This window comes from Streptomyces sp. NPDC019443 (genome assembly GCF_044389785.1).
Classification (GTDB): domain Bacteria; phylum Actinomycetota; class Actinomycetes; order Streptomycetales; family Streptomycetaceae; genus Streptomyces.
This window is the reverse complement of sequence record NZ_JBIRYJ010000001.1, coordinates 551,432-567,395: the sequence shown is the minus strand read 5'-3', so window position 1 is coordinate 567,395 and position 15,964 is coordinate 551,432. Positions and strand designations below refer to the sequence as shown.

General features: G+C 69.6%; 11 protein-coding genes and 1 pseudogene. 8 read left to right on the top strand and 4 right to left on the bottom strand.

What is annotated here, in order from left to right; translation table 11 throughout:
* Window positions 1-85: 85 nt before the first annotated feature.
* From ACH492_RS02590 to ACH492_RS02580, 3 genes and pseudogenes are all read right to left on the bottom strand, one after another.
* Window positions 86-2,514, bottom strand: a pseudogene (locus tag ACH492_RS02590) (SpoIIE family protein phosphatase).
* A 131-nt stretch (window positions 2,515-2,645) separates the two neighbouring features.
* Entirely contained in the window at window positions 2,646-5,024 is a 2,379-nt protein-coding gene (locus tag ACH492_RS02585) for an MFS transporter (protein ID WP_398981976.1), read from the bottom strand.
* Between the two features lie 191 nt (window positions 5,025-5,215).
* Complete coding sequence (locus ACH492_RS02580; RefSeq protein ID WP_398981974.1) at window positions 5,216-5,659, bottom strand: SRPBCC family protein; 444 nt, start codon at window positions 5,657-5,659, stop codon at window positions 5,216-5,218.
* A 136-nt stretch (window positions 5,660-5,795) separates the two neighbouring features.
* Here ACH492_RS02580 and ACH492_RS02575 point away from each other — a divergent pair, with 136 nt between their 5' ends.
* Complete coding sequence (locus ACH492_RS02575) at window positions 5,796-6,830, top strand: Rv2578c family radical SAM protein (RefSeq protein WP_398981972.1); 1,035 nt, start codon at window positions 5,796-5,798, stop codon at window positions 6,828-6,830.
* Between the two features lie 99 nt (window positions 6,831-6,929).
* Window positions 6,930-7,337: a RidA family protein gene (locus ACH492_RS02570; protein WP_398981970.1), complete on the top strand. Its 408-nt coding sequence runs from the start codon at window positions 6,930-6,932 to the stop codon at window positions 7,335-7,337.
* A 31-nt stretch (window positions 7,338-7,368) separates the two neighbouring features.
* Here the strand turns inward: ACH492_RS02570 and ACH492_RS02565 are convergent, their stop codons facing one another.
* Window positions 7,369-7,932, bottom strand: a complete 564-nt coding sequence (locus tag ACH492_RS02565; RefSeq protein ID WP_398981968.1) for an adenylosuccinate lyase — start codon at window positions 7,930-7,932, stop codon at window positions 7,369-7,371.
* Between the two features lie 305 nt (window positions 7,933-8,237).
* Between ACH492_RS02565 and ACH492_RS02560 the strand changes: the two genes are divergently transcribed.
* The 6 genes from ACH492_RS02560 (at window position 8,238) to ACH492_RS02535 (ending at window position 15,962) form a co-directional block, all read left to right on the top strand.
* Window positions 8,238-10,019, top strand: a complete 1,782-nt coding sequence (locus ACH492_RS02560) for a 3-hydroxyacyl-CoA dehydrogenase family protein (RefSeq protein WP_398981966.1) — start codon at window positions 8,238-8,240, stop codon at window positions 10,017-10,019.
* Between the two features lie 118 nt (window positions 10,020-10,137).
* Window positions 10,138-10,968 (top strand): TetR family transcriptional regulator, encoded by an 831-nt coding sequence (locus ACH492_RS02555; protein WP_398981964.1) that lies wholly within the window; start codon window positions 10,138-10,140, stop codon window positions 10,966-10,968.
* A 193-nt stretch (window positions 10,969-11,161) separates the two neighbouring features.
* Entirely contained in the window at window positions 11,162-11,359 is a 198-nt protein-coding gene (locus ACH492_RS02550) for a hypothetical protein (RefSeq protein WP_398983261.1), read from the top strand.
* A gap of 280 nt (window positions 11,360-11,639) precedes the next feature.
* Complete coding sequence (gene ccrA, locus ACH492_RS02545) at window positions 11,640-12,977, top strand: crotonyl-CoA carboxylase/reductase (protein ID WP_398981962.1); 1,338 nt, start codon at window positions 11,640-11,642, stop codon at window positions 12,975-12,977.
* A 10-nt stretch (window positions 12,978-12,987) separates the two neighbouring features.
* Window positions 12,988-15,000 (top strand): protein meaA, encoded by a 2,013-nt coding sequence (locus tag ACH492_RS02540; RefSeq protein ID WP_398981960.1) that lies wholly within the window; start codon window positions 12,988-12,990, stop codon window positions 14,998-15,000.
* A complete protein-coding gene (locus tag ACH492_RS02535; RefSeq protein WP_398981958.1) occupies window positions 14,997-15,962 on the top strand; it encodes an HpcH/HpaI aldolase/citrate lyase family protein in 966 nt (321 codons plus the stop codon). The genes ACH492_RS02540 and ACH492_RS02535 overlap by 4 nt, the downstream gene beginning before the upstream one ends.
* Window positions 15,963-15,964: the final 2 nt, after the last annotated feature.

Below are 15,964 nucleotides of genomic sequence, written 5' to 3'. Positions count from 1 at the left end.
GCGTACCGATGTACGCCGGTACATCACGTTAAGATCGTTCTACCGTCCGGAAGTTGACCGTACAAGGGACCGCGCGCGTTCCCTTTCACCCTCGGCGTCCGCCCCGCGGCGGACGCGGGAGCGCCTGCTCGAACCACACGGCCTTGCCGGCCGCCGTGCGGCTGCTTCCCCACTCCGTCGCCAGACTGCTCACCACCCGTAGCCCGCGCCCGAACTCGTCCCCGGGGCTCGCACTGAGCAGTGTCGGCAAGGCGTGATCGTCGTCGGAGACCTCGCACAGCAGGCTGTCGGAACGCACCAGACGCAGCTCCACGTTGCCCTCGTGCGCATGCCGCACCGCGTTCGTCACCAGCTCGCTCACCATGAGCTCGACGTTCCAGGACAGTTCCGCCAGACCCCAGTCGGCGAGCTGTTCGCAAATCAGCCGCCGGGCCCGCCCCACCTCGTGCGGCTCGGGCGACAGCCGCCACTCGGCGACGTCCTCGGCGGCGATGCCGTTGAGCCGCGACATCAGCAGGGCCACGTCGTCCTTGCGCCCGCCCCGGGTGTTCAGCGCCCGGATGATGGTGTCGCAGGCGTCGTCCATGGAGGCGGCGGGGTGAGCGGCGGACTCGCACAGCGTGGCGAGGCCGACTCCGATGTCCTCGCCGCGCACCTCGACCAGTCCGTCGGTGCACATCACGAGGCGGTCGCCGGGCGCCACCTGGACTCGGACCGTCTCGAAGGGGACCCCGCCGACGCCGATGGGCGCGCCGGTGGGCAGCTCGAGCAACTCGCTGCGGCCGTCCTCGGCCCGGACCAGCACGGGCGGGATATGGCCCGCGTTGGCGATCCGAAGCTCGGAACGGATCGGGTCGTAGACGGCGTACAGACAGGTCGCCAGATACTGCTCGCCGAGCCGACGTGCCAGGTCGTCGAGGTTGCGGAGCAGTTGCGCGGGCGGCAGCTCCATGGCGGCCATGGTCTGTACGGCGGTGCGCAACTGACCCATCATCGCGGCCGAGTTGAGGCCGTGACCCATGACGTCGCCGACGACGAGCGCGGTGCGCGAGCCGGACAGTTTGATGGTGTCGAACCAGTCGCCGCCGACCCGGCCGAGCCGGGTGCCCGGCAGATAGCGGGTGGCGGCGTCGCAGCCCGCCATGCGCGGTGCGACCTGCGGCAGCATGCTGTCCTGCAGCGTCTCGGCGACATTCTCCTGGTACGTGTACATGCGGGCGTTGTCGAGTACGAGACCGGCGCGGGCGGCGAGTTCGGCGCCGGTCGTCCGGTCCATCTCGTTGAACGCCTCCCGGCCGGGCCGCCGCATCAGCACCATGAAGCCGAGGACGACATTGCGCGCCTTGAGCGGCACGATCAGCATCGAGCGGTGGTTGATGAGGGGCCGCAGATCCCGCTTCTCGAACTGCCCCGAGATGCGGTTGCCCATCTCCTCGCTGATGAGCGGAATGAGCACCGGCTCTCCGGTGACCATGCACTGGAAGAACGGCGTGTGCTCGGGGAAGGCGATGGCTTCGCCAACCGGAACGGTGTCGTCCCAGCGGTTCGGTTCGTCGTTGTGCTCGACCCACACGCGGTGCCAGATGGTCCTCACGCCCGGCGGACCGTCCGGGAACCCCTCGCCCGCCAGCACGGCCGCACGCAGATGCGTCCCGGCGAAGTCCGCGAAGCGCGGCACGGCGGCGCTGGTGACCTCGCGGATGGTCCGGGCCAGGTCGAGCGACGTACCAATGCGTCCGCTGACCTCGTTGAGGAATTCGAGCCGCTCGCGCACCGCGGCATACTCGAGATCCTGTTCGAGATCGGCGGTGTTCACCGGCTGCCCAGCCGCTGCGACCGCTTCGGCGTCGCGCTGTCGCGCCTCGCGCGCCGTGGCACACCCCAGTCGGGGGTCACAGGCACCCGGTCGTGATGGCTGAACTCCAGCACCGGATAGCCCAGATCGAGGACCTGGGAGACGATCCGCGTCGACTCCTGGACGCTCATGTTGGGCAGGATCTCGGGGAGCTTGCGCGCCAGCTCGTCGAAGCCGGGAAACTCCGTGAATTCAGTGTGCAGGGCGAATCCGGGCGCGATGCGCTCGATGCTCTCGTCCTCGCCCCTGAACTGCACGGCGTCCGCGGCCAGTACGAGCAGGCGCTCGGGGCCGGGTCCGACCATGGGGTACGCCCACCACAGCACGTCGACCTGGTCGCGCCCCGGCTCGGAGAGGCGGGCCCGGCCGGCCGCCGGGTAGGCGGTGAGGCCGTTCAGCGAGGCGTCGAGTCCGGGGCCCAGACCGCCGTAGGCGTCATACCCCTCGTACTCGCCGTCCTTCGCCAGCGCGCCGGAGATGGGGAGTAACTCGATGACGGGCTCTCCCACCGCCTCCTCCCGGGTGGGGCCGAAGAGCCGCCGCGCGCCCGTCGACCAGTGCGACACCAGGCCGTCACCGTCCACGACGACCACGGCAAGCGGAATTCGGCCGACCACGGCGTACTGCTGTGGCGGTGTCGGCGGAACACCACTGTCCATGGGTGTCAGGCTCCTTCCCCGCCGCCAGGATCCGCGGCATTGTCACCACGGTACGGCGCTGTGCACGCCGTGCGCGGGGCAACGGCGGAATAGGCGGAACAGGTCGTGCGCCCGCGCCAACTGACCAGTAATCAGTCCTCGTGCCCCAGCTGGAGGTCGCGTTCGGTGCGCCCGCCCCCGGCGACCTGCAGGACTGTCGCCACCGGCGGGTAGCCGGCCGCGATCACCGTGTATTCCCCCGATGACAGGTCGACGAACCGGAAGGTGCCGTCGGGGCCCGTGGTGAGGGTGTCCATCACATTGCCGGCCGCGTCGAGCAGCGTGACGCGCGCCTCCTCGACCGGGCGGCCGTCGCCGGCCCGCACCGTGCCCCGCAGCACGGCTCCGCCCGCCAGCTCGACGTCCTGCCGGGTCTCGCGGGCCGCCTGCACGCTCACGGGGAGCGCGGCGGGCCTGAAGGCGGGGGCGCTCGCGGCGAGGGTGTACTCCCCCGCCACCAACTCCGTGATCACATAGCCGCCTTCACGGCCGCTGCGGGCGGTGGCGACGACATCGCCGCGTACGTCGGTGAGAGTCACCGCCGCGTCCCGCACGGGCGCGCCGTCCGCCGTCACAACGGTCCCGGCGAGCCGGCCCGCGCCGCCGAGGACCACATCGAGCTCGACCGGCCGCTCTCCGACGGTGACGGTGACTGCCTGTGGCTGGTGCCCGCCGGCCGCCGCGATCATGACGTACGAGCCGGCTCCGGGCACGCTCAGCGCATACCGTCCGTCCTCGCCGCTCGCGCCGCGTCCGATCTGGTGGCCCTGTACGTCGATGAGGGTGAGGGCTGCGCGCGGGACTGTGCTGCCGTCGTGGTGCTGGACGATGCCGCAGACCGGGACGCCCGAGGTGTACGCCGGTGCGCTGCGGGCCTGCGGCACGGATGCGGTCTCGGTGACGGATGCGTTGTAGGACACCAGCGGTTTCTCCTTGAGGAAGAAGGCGATGAAGAGGCCGAGCGCGAGCACCGGCACCAGATGGAGGAAGATCCGCGGCATCGCGTCTGCGTACGCCTGGATGTAGCCGTCGCGCAGGGCGGGCGGCATGGCGTGAACCAGTTGCGGAGTGATGGACTGCGGGTCGGGCAGGCCGGCGCCGGCCGGGAGGCGGTCGGCAAGCGCGTCGGTGAGGCGGTCGGCGAAGAGCGTGCCGAAGACGGCGGCGCCGACGCTGCCGCCGACCTGCCGGAAGTAATTACTGGCGCTGGTGGCGGCACCGAGGTCGGCCTGCGGCACGGCGTTCTGCACGGCGAGGATGAGGACTGGCAGCACCAGTCCGATGCCGACGCCGAGCACGGCCTGCCAGATGCTGTGTTCGAGCCGGGGCGTGTCGGCCTCGAGCCGCGAAAGCAGCCACATACCGGCCACCGAGATCGCGCTGCCGAGTACGGGATAGATCTTGTAGCGGCCGGTACGGCTGATGAGCCGGCCGGAGACGATCGAGGCGACGACGATGCCGCCCATCATCGGGAGCATCAGCAGCCCGGACTCGGTGGCGCTGACGCCGTCGACCATCTGCAGGAAGGTCGGCAGATAGCCGGCCGTGCCGAAGAGCGCGACGCCGACGACCGCGCCGACGAGGCTGGTGATGTTGAAGATCGAGTCGCGGAACAGCCGCAGCGGGATGATCGGTTCGGGCGCGTAGTGCTCAACGACCGTGAAGAGCAGGATGGTTCCTGCCGCGCCGGCCGCCAGCCCCAGGATGACGCGCGAGCCCCAGGCGTACTCCGTACCGCCCCAACTGGTCAGCAGCACCAGACAGGTGGAGGCGGCGGCGAGGAACAGCGCGCCGAGAACGTCGAGCCGGGCGCGCGCGGCGGGCTTGGGGAGCTTCAGCACCACGGTGACGACGAGCAGGGTCACCACGCCGAAGGGGACATTGAAGTAGAAGCACCAGCGCCAGGAGACATGGTCGGTGAAGAAGCCGCCGAGCAGCGGGCCCGCGACGGACGCGAGTCCGAAGGCCGCACCGATGAGTCCCATGAACCGGCCGCGCTCCCGGGCCGGGACGATGTCCGCGATGATCGCCTGCACACCGATCAGCAGACCGCCGGCGCCAATGCCCTGGATGGCGCGGAACGCGATGAGTTCGTCCATGCTTCGTGACCAGCCCGCAAGAGCGGAGCCGATGACGAAGACGACGATCGCGAACTGGAAGACGCCCTTGCGGCCGAAGAGGTCGCCGAGTTTGCCGTAGATCGGCAGGCCGATGGTGGCGGTGAGGAGATAGGCGGTGATCGTCCAGGGCATCCGGTCCAGGCCCTGGAGCTCGCCGACGATCTTCGGGAGGGCGGTGGCGACGATCATCTGCTCGAGCGCGGCCAGCAGCAGCGCGAGCATCAGGCCGAAGAAGACGAGGCGTACGCGGCGCGGGCTGAGCGCGGTGACCTCTGCCGGATCGGTATACGGAGGCGGTGCGGCCGCGGCCGGAGCCGCCCGCTCGTCCTTCACCAGAGTGATCCCGCCCACGTCCCTGCTCCCCTCGTCGCGCCTGCGCGGGCCCATTTCTCGCATTACGCGACAACTGCGGGCAAGCGCGACGAGCTGCTGCGGGAGACAAGAGTGAGCGGCTTATGCGCCGGTCGGAGCCCCTACGGCGTACAACAAGCCCCGCACGGAAAACCACTCGAAACGGTGAGCGGGAGAATAATCCCGACGGGCTACTTCTCGACCTCGGCGGCCAGCTTGGCGAGCACCTCGTCGTAGATCCGCCCAAGCCCCTTGGGGGCGAAGGTCTTCTCGAAGAATCCGCCGATGCCGCCGGCGCCGTTCCAGACGGTGCTGACGACGGCTTTGGACTTCCCCTCGCCGGCCGGGGTGACGGTCCAGGTGGTGACCATCGAGGAGTTGCGGTCCTTCTCGACCAGCCGGCCTTCGGTCGGCTCGGCCACTTCGAGCAGGCAGTCGCGGATGCGCTTGCTGGTGGCCTGGAGCTTCCAGTGGACGAGGGTGCCCTCGCCGTCGCCGCCCTCCCGGACCTCGTACTCGCTGAAGTGCTCGGACAGGAGCTTCGCGCGGGTGTTCTCGTAGTCGGCCAGCGCGTCGAACACCTTCTCCGCGTCCGCCGAGATGATCCGTTCCGTGGTGGCCTCGACCTGCGCCATTCCTGTTCCTCCAGCACTCGGTTCTTCGGGGGGTGCGGCTAGCCAACCACCTCGGGTGCGGCCGACAGAAATTGGGGTTGCAGCGATCAAGGGAACAGGTGTTCTATTCTGGGGCCACTGCTACCCAGGAGGCGCCATGCGCTGGGACAATCTGGTCGAAAACCCCACCACGGCCGGGGACACCGCGCTTTTCGGTACGTCAGCGGTGACGACCCGGACCTTCGACACGCCCGAATTCCGCGGCATCACCTTCCACGAGGTCCGCGCCCGCTCGATCCTGAACCGGGTACCGGGCGCCTCACGGATGCCGTTCGAGTGGACCGTCAACCCCTACCGGGGCTGTACGCACGCGTGTGTGTACTGCTTCGCCCGCAAGACACACAGCTATCTGGACCTCGATACCGGGCTCGGTTTCGACTCCCAGATCGTCGTGAAGATCAACGCGCCGGAGCTGCTACGCCGGCAGCTGGCGTCGCGGCAGTGGCAGGGCGCGCATATCGCGATGGGGACGAACGTCGACTGCTATCAGCGGGCGGAGGGACGCTACCGACTGATGCCGGGCATCATCTCGGCCCTGCGCGACCACGCGAATCCGTTCTCGATCCTCACCAAGGGCACGTTGATCCTGCGCGATCTGGATCTGCTGCGGCAGGCGGCACAGGTGACGGAAGTCGGGATCTCGGTCTCGGTCGGCTTCACGGACCCCGAGTTGTGGCGCACGGTCGAGCCTGGCACGCCGTCGCCCGAGCGCCGTCTCGATGTCGTACGCACTCTCACCGATCACGGCATCGGCTGCGGGGTGCTGATGGCGCCGGTCATCCCCTTCCTCGGCGACCATCCTGACCAGCTGCGCGCGACCGTACGCGCGATCGCCGCGTCCGGGGCGACGTCGGTGACCCCATTGGTGCTGCATCTGCGGCCCGGCGCGCGTGAGTGGTTCATGGCATGGGTGGCGGAGCACCATCCGCATCTGGTGCGGCGGTACGAGCGGCTGTACGCGGAGGGGGCGTACGCGCCGAAGTGGTACCAGCGCCGGATCACGCGCCATGTCCACGAACTGGCCGCGGAGTTCGGAATAGGCCCGGCGGACCGGGGTGTGCCGCGGCGTATCCCGATGCCGCCGGAGCCGGATCCGGTTGGGGCGGAACCGACCCAGCTCACCCTGCTCTGAGCCCGGCGGTCTGAGCCTGGCGGTCTGAGCCCGGCGGTCTGAGCCCGGCGGTCTGAGCCCGGCGGCCGGATTGTCAGTGGCGTGCGCAAGGATGGCCGCATGACTGTTCAGCTCACCCATGTGAGGGCCCCCGAAGGCGTCGCCCCCGGCACCGGCTACAGCCATGTCGTCTGGGGGACCGGGCGGTTCGTCGCGATATCGGGGCAGTGCGCCTTCGACGAGGACGGCAAGGTGGTGGGCGAGGGCGACCCGGCGGCGCAGGCGCGGCAGGTCTTCGAGAACCTCCGCCGCTGTCTGGCGGCGGCAGGCGCGACCTTTGACGACGTGGTCAAGCTGACGTACTTCGTCACCGATGTGGCACACCTCCCGGCGATCCGGGCAGCGCGCGACGAGGTGATCGACGCCGGACGGCTCCCGGCGAGCTCGGCGGTCCAGGTCGCCGCGCTGTTCCGGCCCGAACTGCTCGTCGAGATCGAGGCGTTCGCGCTGCTCGGGGAGGAGGGCTAGTGGGTCACCGAGAGGCGAGCCAGCGGGTCGTCTAGAGGCGGGCCAGCGACGCCTCCGCCGCTGCCGTCAGTCTGGGGTGTGCGCTTGCCAGTCTCAGCACGTCCCCCGCTCGCTTGTCGCCCAGGGCGCCGAGACCCTCGACGCAGGCCAGGGCCAGGCGCCAGTGGGGGTCGCCCGGGGTCAGGCGGCGGCGGAGGACCGTGATCAGCGCTGGGACCGACTCCGGGGCCCGCAGGCGGGTGAGCAGCCGGACCGGGACCAGGGCGTAGGCGACGCGCAGCTCATTCGTGGCAAGCGCCGCCGCCGCGCGGGGGGTGCGGGGGTCCGCCAGGCGGGACAGGGCGTGGGCCGCCGAGACACAGCGTTCCGGGTCTCGGTGGTTCAGGAGCAGCACCAGCGCTTCGAAGGCCCGCCGGTCCCCCGCGCAACCCAGCCGGAAGGCGGCGATCTCCCGTGCCCACAGGGGCCGTTCATGTTCGGTGAGGACTCCCGCGAGCTCCTCCCGGTCCTCCGTGGCCAACAGCCGTTCGTACGCAACCGAGCCGCCCGATTCGCCCCGCAGCCGCCGCGCCACCGACCGTAACTCCTCATCCATGGTGGCCAGCGTATCGGCGACGCCGCGGCGATCCAGATCACACCGCCCAGGTCTGGCGCGCTCGTTACTCGCGGGTTAACCTCAATTGAGCGGGTAACCCCCGCACAGCTCACGGTGGCCTGGTGACGCAGCCGCCGCGAGCGCGCCGCGAGTGTTTGTCGGTTCGGTAGTTCTGCACACGCGTGGGTACGACGCGACTCCGGGACAGAGTCGGTCGGCCCCGCACCACGACACGCCATTGGCGTGCGCCTCGGCGTTCTCGCCCGCGCCCCTCATCAGTCGTCACTCATCCCTGGAGTCCCCCGATGGACACCCCTCTGCACACCATTGCCGTCGTCGGCCTTGGCACCATGGGCACCGGCATCGCCGAAGTGCTCGCCCGCGCCGGCCGTGAGGTCATCGGCATCGACATCAGCGACGCCGCCGCCCACCAGGCCGTCACCGCGCTCGAAGCCTCCACCGCCCGCGCCGTGGAGCGCGAGCGGATCACCGAGGAGGAGCGGCGCAACACCCTCGCCCGCTTCCGCACCTTCTCCGATCTGCAGGCCGCCGCCGACGCCGATCTCGTGATCGAGGTCGTGTCCGAGTCGTACGAGGCCAAGCAGCAGGTCTTTCGCGCCCTGGACTCCATCGTGCGCCCCGGCACCATCGTCGCCACCGGCACCAACGCCCTGTCGGTGACCCGGCTGGCCGCGGACTCCGCCCACCCCGAGCGCGTGCTCGGCCTGCACTTCTTCAACCCGGCACCGGCGATGAAGCTGGTCGAGGTCGTCTCCTCGGTGCTGACCTCGCCGAACGCCGTCGAGGCCGTCACCGCGCTCGCCCGCGAGCTCGGCAAGGAGCCGGTCGCGGTCGGCGACCGGCCCGGTTTCGTCGCGGACGGGCTGCTGTTCGGCTATCTCAACCAGGCCGCCGCGATGTACGAGGCGAAGTACGCCTCCCGCGAGGACATCGACGCGGCGATGAAACTGGGCTGCGGGCTGCCGATGGGCCCGCTCGCGCTGCTCGACCTGATCGGCATCGACACCGCGCGTACCGTCCTGGAAGCGATGTACGCGGAGTCCCGCGACCGGCTGCACGCCCCTGCCCCCATCCTCAAGCAGCTCAGCGAGGCGGGCCTGACCGGCCGCAAGTCGGGCCGCGGCTTCTACACCTACGCCGCCCCCGGCACCTCGGACCAGGTCCCGGACGCCCTCACCCCGCAGCCGGCTGCCGAGGCGGCGGCCGGCCTCGAGGTCAGCTCGGTCGGCGTCGCCGGCTCCGGCACGATGGCGAGCGGCATCGCGGAGGTCTTCGCCAAGGCCGGTTACGAGGTGGTGCTCGCCGCACGCGGCCTGGAGAAGGCTGAGACGGCGAAGTCCCGTATCGCCAAGTCCCTCTCCCGCTCGGTCGACAAGGGCCGGATGACGGCCGAGGCCCGCGATGCGACGCTGGCCCGCATCTCCCCGGCCGGCTCGCTCGACGCGTTCGCCGAGGTCGACCTCGCGGTGGAGGCGGTGGCCGAGGATCTGGAGGTCAAGCAGCAGCTCTTCGCCACCCTCGACAAGGTCTGCAAGCCGGGCGCGGTGCTCGCCACCACTACCTCCTCGCTGCCCGTCGTCGCCTGCGCCCGCGCCACCTCGCGCCCGCAGGACGTCATCGGCATGCACTTCTTCAACCCTGCGCCGGCGATGAAGCTGGTCGAGGTGGTCCGTACGGTCCTGACCTCCGACGAGGTCCACGCCACCGTCCGCGCGGTGACCACGAAGATCAAGAAGCACCCGGTGGACTGCGGCGACCGGGCCGGTTTCATCGTGAACGCCCTGCTCTTCCCGTACCTCAACAACGCGATCAAGATGGTCCAGGAGCACTACGCCACGCTGGACGACATCGACGCCGCGATGAAGCTGGGCGGCGGCTATCCGATGGGCCCCTTCGAGCTCCTCGACGTGGTCGGGCTCGACGTCTCGCTCGCCATCGAGAAGGTTCTGCACCGCGAGTTCCGCGACCCGGGCCTGGCTCCCGCGCCGCTGCTCGAGCACCTGGTGGCCGCGGGCTGCCTCGGCCGGAAGACGGGGCGTGGCTTCCGCGAATATGCCCGGCGCTGATCACACCGCGGGCTGGGGCGGGCTGCTCGATCCTTCGGACGGCCCGCCCCCCGCCCCGGGCGGGGACGTCCCCAGCCCGCAGGCGCGCTCGGCTGCACGAATGCAGTACGTTCAGCTCATGCCCCAGCCCGCCAAGCCCACCCGTGCCAAAGCCACGTCAGACGCTCCGGAAAGTGCCGCAGGCAGTCGCGCCGCCGCGCAGCGCCTCAAGATGCGGCGCGAGCTGGCGGCCGCGGCGATGGAACTGTTCGCGACGAAGGGGTACGAGGCGACGACCGTCGACGAGATCGCCGCCGCGGCCGGGGTCGCCCGCCGGACCTTCTTCCGCCACTTCCGCTCCAAGGAAGAGGCGATCTTCCCGGACCACGACGACACGCTCGTACGCGCCGAGGCGGTGCTGAACGCGGCACCGGCCCACGAGCACCCGCTGGACACCGTATGCCGGGGCATCAAGGAGGTCATGCGGATGTACGCGGCCTCCCCGGCGGTCTCCGTGGAGCGCTACCGCCTCACCCGTGAGGTGCCCACCCTGCGGGAGCGGGAGATCGCCTCGGTGGCCCGCTACGAGCGGCTGTTCACGCGCTATCTGCTGGGCCATTTCGACGAGCGGGACCACCACGACGGCAACGACGACCCGCTGCTGGCGGAGGTGGCGGCGTCCGCGGTCGTCACCGCGCACAACCATGTGCTGCGCCGCTGGCTGCGGGCGGGCGGGCAGGGGGATGTGGAGTCGCAGCTGGACCATGCGTTCGCGATCGTCCGCGACACGTTCGGCACGGGCATCGGCGCGGGCCGCGCCCCGCAGAGCGAGCGGACCGAGCGGACCGGTCCGGCGGCGGTGTCGACGCGGACCAGCGGCGACGTGCTGGTCACGGTGGCGCGTACCGACGCACCGCTCGACGAGGTCATGCGCACCATCGAGCGGGCGCTGGGCGACAGCAGGGGCTGACCCCGGGGGCTCCGCCCCGGACCCCCGCGCCCAACCTCCCCCGGACTTCGCCCGGGGGACCCCCACGGGGCTTGATCAGCCCGGGCGGCCTTCGAGTTCCGGACGGGCGGAAAATCAAGCCCGTCCGGCGATTGAGGACACGGCCGAAGGCCGTACCGGGGCGGAGCGGCTCGGGGTGCACCGCAACACGCCGATGTACCGGCTGGACAAGATCGATCAGCTGTCGGGGCAGCGGGTGCGCGAGCCCGGCGATCGCGCTCTGTCTGGCGTGCCTGGGGGATCTGCTGGACATCCGGCCCGAGAAAATCTGAGCGCGCACAAACAGCACACGGAACGTAACAGTCACCCCTCCAGAGACGGCCATTGTTGCTCATACGTGCCCGCCAGATGACAGCTGAGAGAAATTCCTGGCACCCAGTGTCTTGCGAGCTGGCACAGCGTGCCATACGTTGAAGGGGTCCGGGCGGCCGGCGTGCAGAGACCACTCGTACGCCGGCTGTCCCCGCAAACCATCGTGTATGCGCGCCCGGACGCCTGCGTCACAGGCAACCTCCCGCGCCCACCAGCGCTGCCACAGCACCACCCGCCGAACCGACGGCACACCTCCACAGCAGCAGCACCCCGACGTTCCCCTCAAGCGTTCCCGCAACGCGCTTCGCCGGAGGCACCCCGTGAAGGAAATCCTGGACGCGATCCAGTCGACGGACAGCACGCCCGCCGACTTCGCCGCATTGCCCATCCCCGACTCGTACCGCGCGGTGACCGTGCACAAGGACGAGGTCGAGATGTTCGCCGGCCTCGAATCCCGCGAGAAGGACCCCCGCAAGTCCCTCCATGTGGAGGACGTGCCGGTGCCCGAGCTCGGCCCGGGCGAGGCCCTGGTGGCAGTCATGGCCAGTTCGGTGAACTACAACTCCGTCTGGACGTCGATCTTCGAGCCGATGTCCACCTTCGGCTTCCTGGAGCGGTACGGAAGGCTCTCCGAGCTCACCAAGCGGCACGATCTGCCGTACCACGTCATAGGCTCCGACCTCTCGGGCGTCGTACTGCGCACCGGCCCTGGCGTGAACGCCTGGAAGCCCGGCGACGAGGTTGTCGCGCACTGTCTCTCCGTCGAGCTCGAGTCGTCCGACGGCCACAACGACACGATGCTCGACCCCGAGCAGCGCATCTGGGGCTTCGAGACGAACTTCGGCGGTCTGGCCGAGGTCGCGCTCGTCAAGTCCAACCAGCTGATGCCCAAGCCCCAGCACCTGAGCTGGGAGGAGGCCGCGGCTCCGGGCCTGGTCAACTCCACCGCGTACCGCCAGCTCGTCTCGCGCAACGGCGCGGGCATGAAGCAGGGCGACAACGTCCTGATCTGGGGCGCAAGCGGCGGCCTCGGCTCGTACGCCACCCAGTTCGCACTGGCGGGCGGCGCCAACCCGATCTGTGTGGTCTCCAGCCCGCAGAAGGCGGACATCTGCCGCGCGATGGGCGCCGAGGCGATCATCGACCGCAACGCAGAGGACTACAAGTTCTGGAAGGACGAGCACAACCAGGACCCGCGCGAGTGGAAGCGCTTCGGCAAGCGCATCCGTGAACTCACCGGCGGCGAGGACGTGGACATCGTCTTCGAGCACCCGGGCCGCGAGACCTTCGGCGCCAGCGTGTACGTGACCCGCAAGGGCGGCACGATCGTCACCTGCGCCTCCACCTCCGGCTACAACCACGAGTACGACAACCGCTATCTGTGGATGTCGCTGAAGAAGATCGTGGGCTCGCACTTCGCGAACTACCGCGAGGCGTGGGAGGCCAACCGGCTGGTCGCCAAGGGCAAGATCCACCCGACGCTGTCGAAGGTCTACTCGCTCGACGACACCGGCCAGGCGGCCTACGACGTGCACCGCAACCTCCACCAGGGCAAGGTCGGCGTGCTCGCCCTCGCTCCGCGCGAGGGTCTGGGCGTGCGCGACGAGGAGCTCCGCGAGAAGCACATCGACGCCATCAACCGCTTCAGGAATGTCTGAGGTTTCATAGATGACTGAGCGTCAGAAGGACCGGCCCTGGCTCATGCGGACGTACGCCGGTCACTCGACCGCCGAGGCGTCCAATGAGCTCTACCGGCGCAACCTCGCCAAGGGGCAGACAGGCCTGTCCGTCGCATTCGACCTGCCGACACAGACGGGCTACGACCCCGACCACATCCTCGCCCGCGGCGAGGTCGGCCGGGTCGGGGTCCCCGTCTCGCACCTCGGCGACATGCGGCGGCTGTTCCAGGACATCCCGCTGGAGCAGATGAACACCTCGATGACGATCAACGCCACCGCGATGTGGCTGCTGGCGCTCTACCAGGTGGTCGCCGAGGAGCAGGGCGTCGACATCACCAAGCTCCAGGGGACGACGCAGAACGACATCGTCAAGGAGTATCTGTCGCGCGGGACGCATGTCTTCCCGCCCGGTCCTTCGCTGCGCCTGACCACCGACATGATCACGTACACGGTGGCCAACATCCCCAAGTGGAACCCGATCAATATCTGCAGCTACCACCTGCAGGAGGCGGGAGCCACTCCGGTCCAGGAGATCTCGTACGCGATGTCCACCGCGATCGCCGTGCTGGACGCGGTCCGGGACTCCGGCCAGGTGCCCGCCGAGAAGTTCGGCGATGTGGTCGCGCGTATCTCCTTCTTCGTGAACGCGGGCGTCCGCTTCGTCGAGGAGATGTGCAAGATGCGCGCCTTCGGCCGCATCTGGGACCAGGTCACCCGCGAGCGGTACGGCATCGAGAACGAAAAGCAGCGCCGCTTCCGCTACGGCGTCCAGGTCAACTCCCTCGGTCTGACCGAGGCCCAGCCGGAGAACAACGTCCAGCGCATCGTCCTCGAGATGCTGGCCGTCACCCTCTCCAAGGACGCGCGCGCCCGGGCCGTACAACTCCCTGCCTGGAACGAGGCGTTGGGGCTCCCGCGCCCCTGGGACCAGCAGTGGTCGCTCCGTATCCAGCAGGTGCTGGCGCACGAGAGCGACCTGCTGGAGTACGAGGACATCTTCGCGGGCTCGCACGTCATCGAGGCCAAGGTGGAGTCCCTGGTCACCGAGTGCCTCGCCGAGATCGGCCGGATCCAGGAGATGGGCGGCGCGATGGCGGCCGTCGAGTCCGGCTATCTCAAGTCGCAGCTGGTCTCGTCGCACGCCGAGCGCCGCGCCCGGATCGAGGCCGGCGACGAGAAGATCGTCGGCGTCAATATCTTCGAGACGACCGAGGAGAACCCGCTCACCGCGGATCTCGACACGGCGATCATGACGGTCGACCCGGCGAACGAGGCGCGCGTCGTCACGAAGCTCCACGAGTGGCGCGACAACCGTGACGAGGCCAGGGCGACGGATGCCCTGGTCGTGCTGAAGAAGGCCGCCGCGGGGTCCGAGAATCTCATGGCCGCGACCGTGGAGTGCGCCCGTGCGGGTGTCACGACCGGCGAGTGGGCATGGGCGCTGCGGGATGTCTTCGGCGAGTTCCGCGCGCCGACGGGCGTCTCCAGCGCACCCGTCGCGGTGACCGCCGAGGCGGGCACGCCGCTCGCTGTCGTACGGGAGAAGGTGTCCCGTACGGCCGATGAGCTCGGCTCCGGAAGGCTGCGGCTGCTGGTCGGCAAGCCCGGCCTCGACGGGCACTCCAACGGTGCCGAGCAGATAGCCGTACGCGCCCGCGACGCGGGCTTCGAGGTGGTCTACCAGGGCATCCGGCTGACACCCGAGCAGATCGTCAACGCCGCCCTCGCGGAGGACGTGCACTGCGTGGGCCTCTCCATCCTGTCCGGTTCGCACGCCGAGCTGGTGCCGGATGTGCTGGACCGGCTGCGCGAGGCCGGCGCGGCAGACATTCCGGTGATCGTCGGCGGGATCATTCCGAACGCCGACGCCGCCGATCTGAAGGCGGCGGGTGTCGCCGCCGTCTTCACCCCGAAGGACTTCGGCATCACCGAGATCATCGGCCGTATCGTCGACGAGATCCGGAAAGCGAACAAGCTCGACCCTCTGGAGGTCCCCGCATGACCAGCCCCGTGAACCGTCTGCGCCCGCGCCGCTCGTGCCTCGCGGTCCCCGGTTCGAACCCGCGCTTCCTGGAGAAGGCCCAGGGCCTCCCGGCCGACCAGGTCTTCCTCGACCTGGAGGACGCCTGTGCGCCGCTGGCCAAGCCGGAGGCCCGGCACACCATCGTGAAGTTCCTCAACGAGGGTGACTGGACGGGCAAGACCAGGGTCGTACGGGTGAACGACTGGACCACCGAGTGGACCTACCGCGACGTCGTCACGGTCGTCGAGGGCGCCGGGCAGAACCTCGACTGCATCATGCTGCCGAAGGTCCAGGACGCCCAGCAGGTCGTCGCGCTCGACCTCCTCCTCACCCAGATCGAGAAGACGATGGGCTTCGAGGTCGGGAAGATCGGCATCGAGGCGCAGATCGAGAACGCCAAGGGCCTGGTCAACGTCGACGAGATCGCGGCCGCCTCGCCGCGTGTCGAGACCATCATCTTCGGCCCGGCCGACTTCATGGCCTCCATCAACATGAAGTCTCTGGTCGTGGGCGAGCAGCCGCCCGGCTACCCGGCGGACGCGTACCACTACATCCTGATGCGCATCCTGATGGCCGCCCGTACGCACAACCTCCAGGCGATCGACGGTCCCTACCTGCAGATCCGCAACCCGGAGGGCTACCGCGCGGTCGCGCAGCGCGCCGCCGCCCTCGGCTTCGACGGCAAGTGGGTGCTGCACCCGGACCAGGTCGCCGCGGCCAACGAGATCTTCTCGCCCTCCCAGGAAGACTTCGACCACGCCGAGCTGATCCTGGACGCGTACGAGTACTACACGTCCGAGGCGGGCGGCAAGAAGGGTTCGGCGATGCTCGGCGACGAGATGATCGACGAGGCCAGCCGCAAGATGGCGCTCGTCATCTCGGGCAAGGGACGGGCCGCCGGCATGCAGCGCACGTCCAAGTTCGAAGCTCCGGAGGCGTAAGC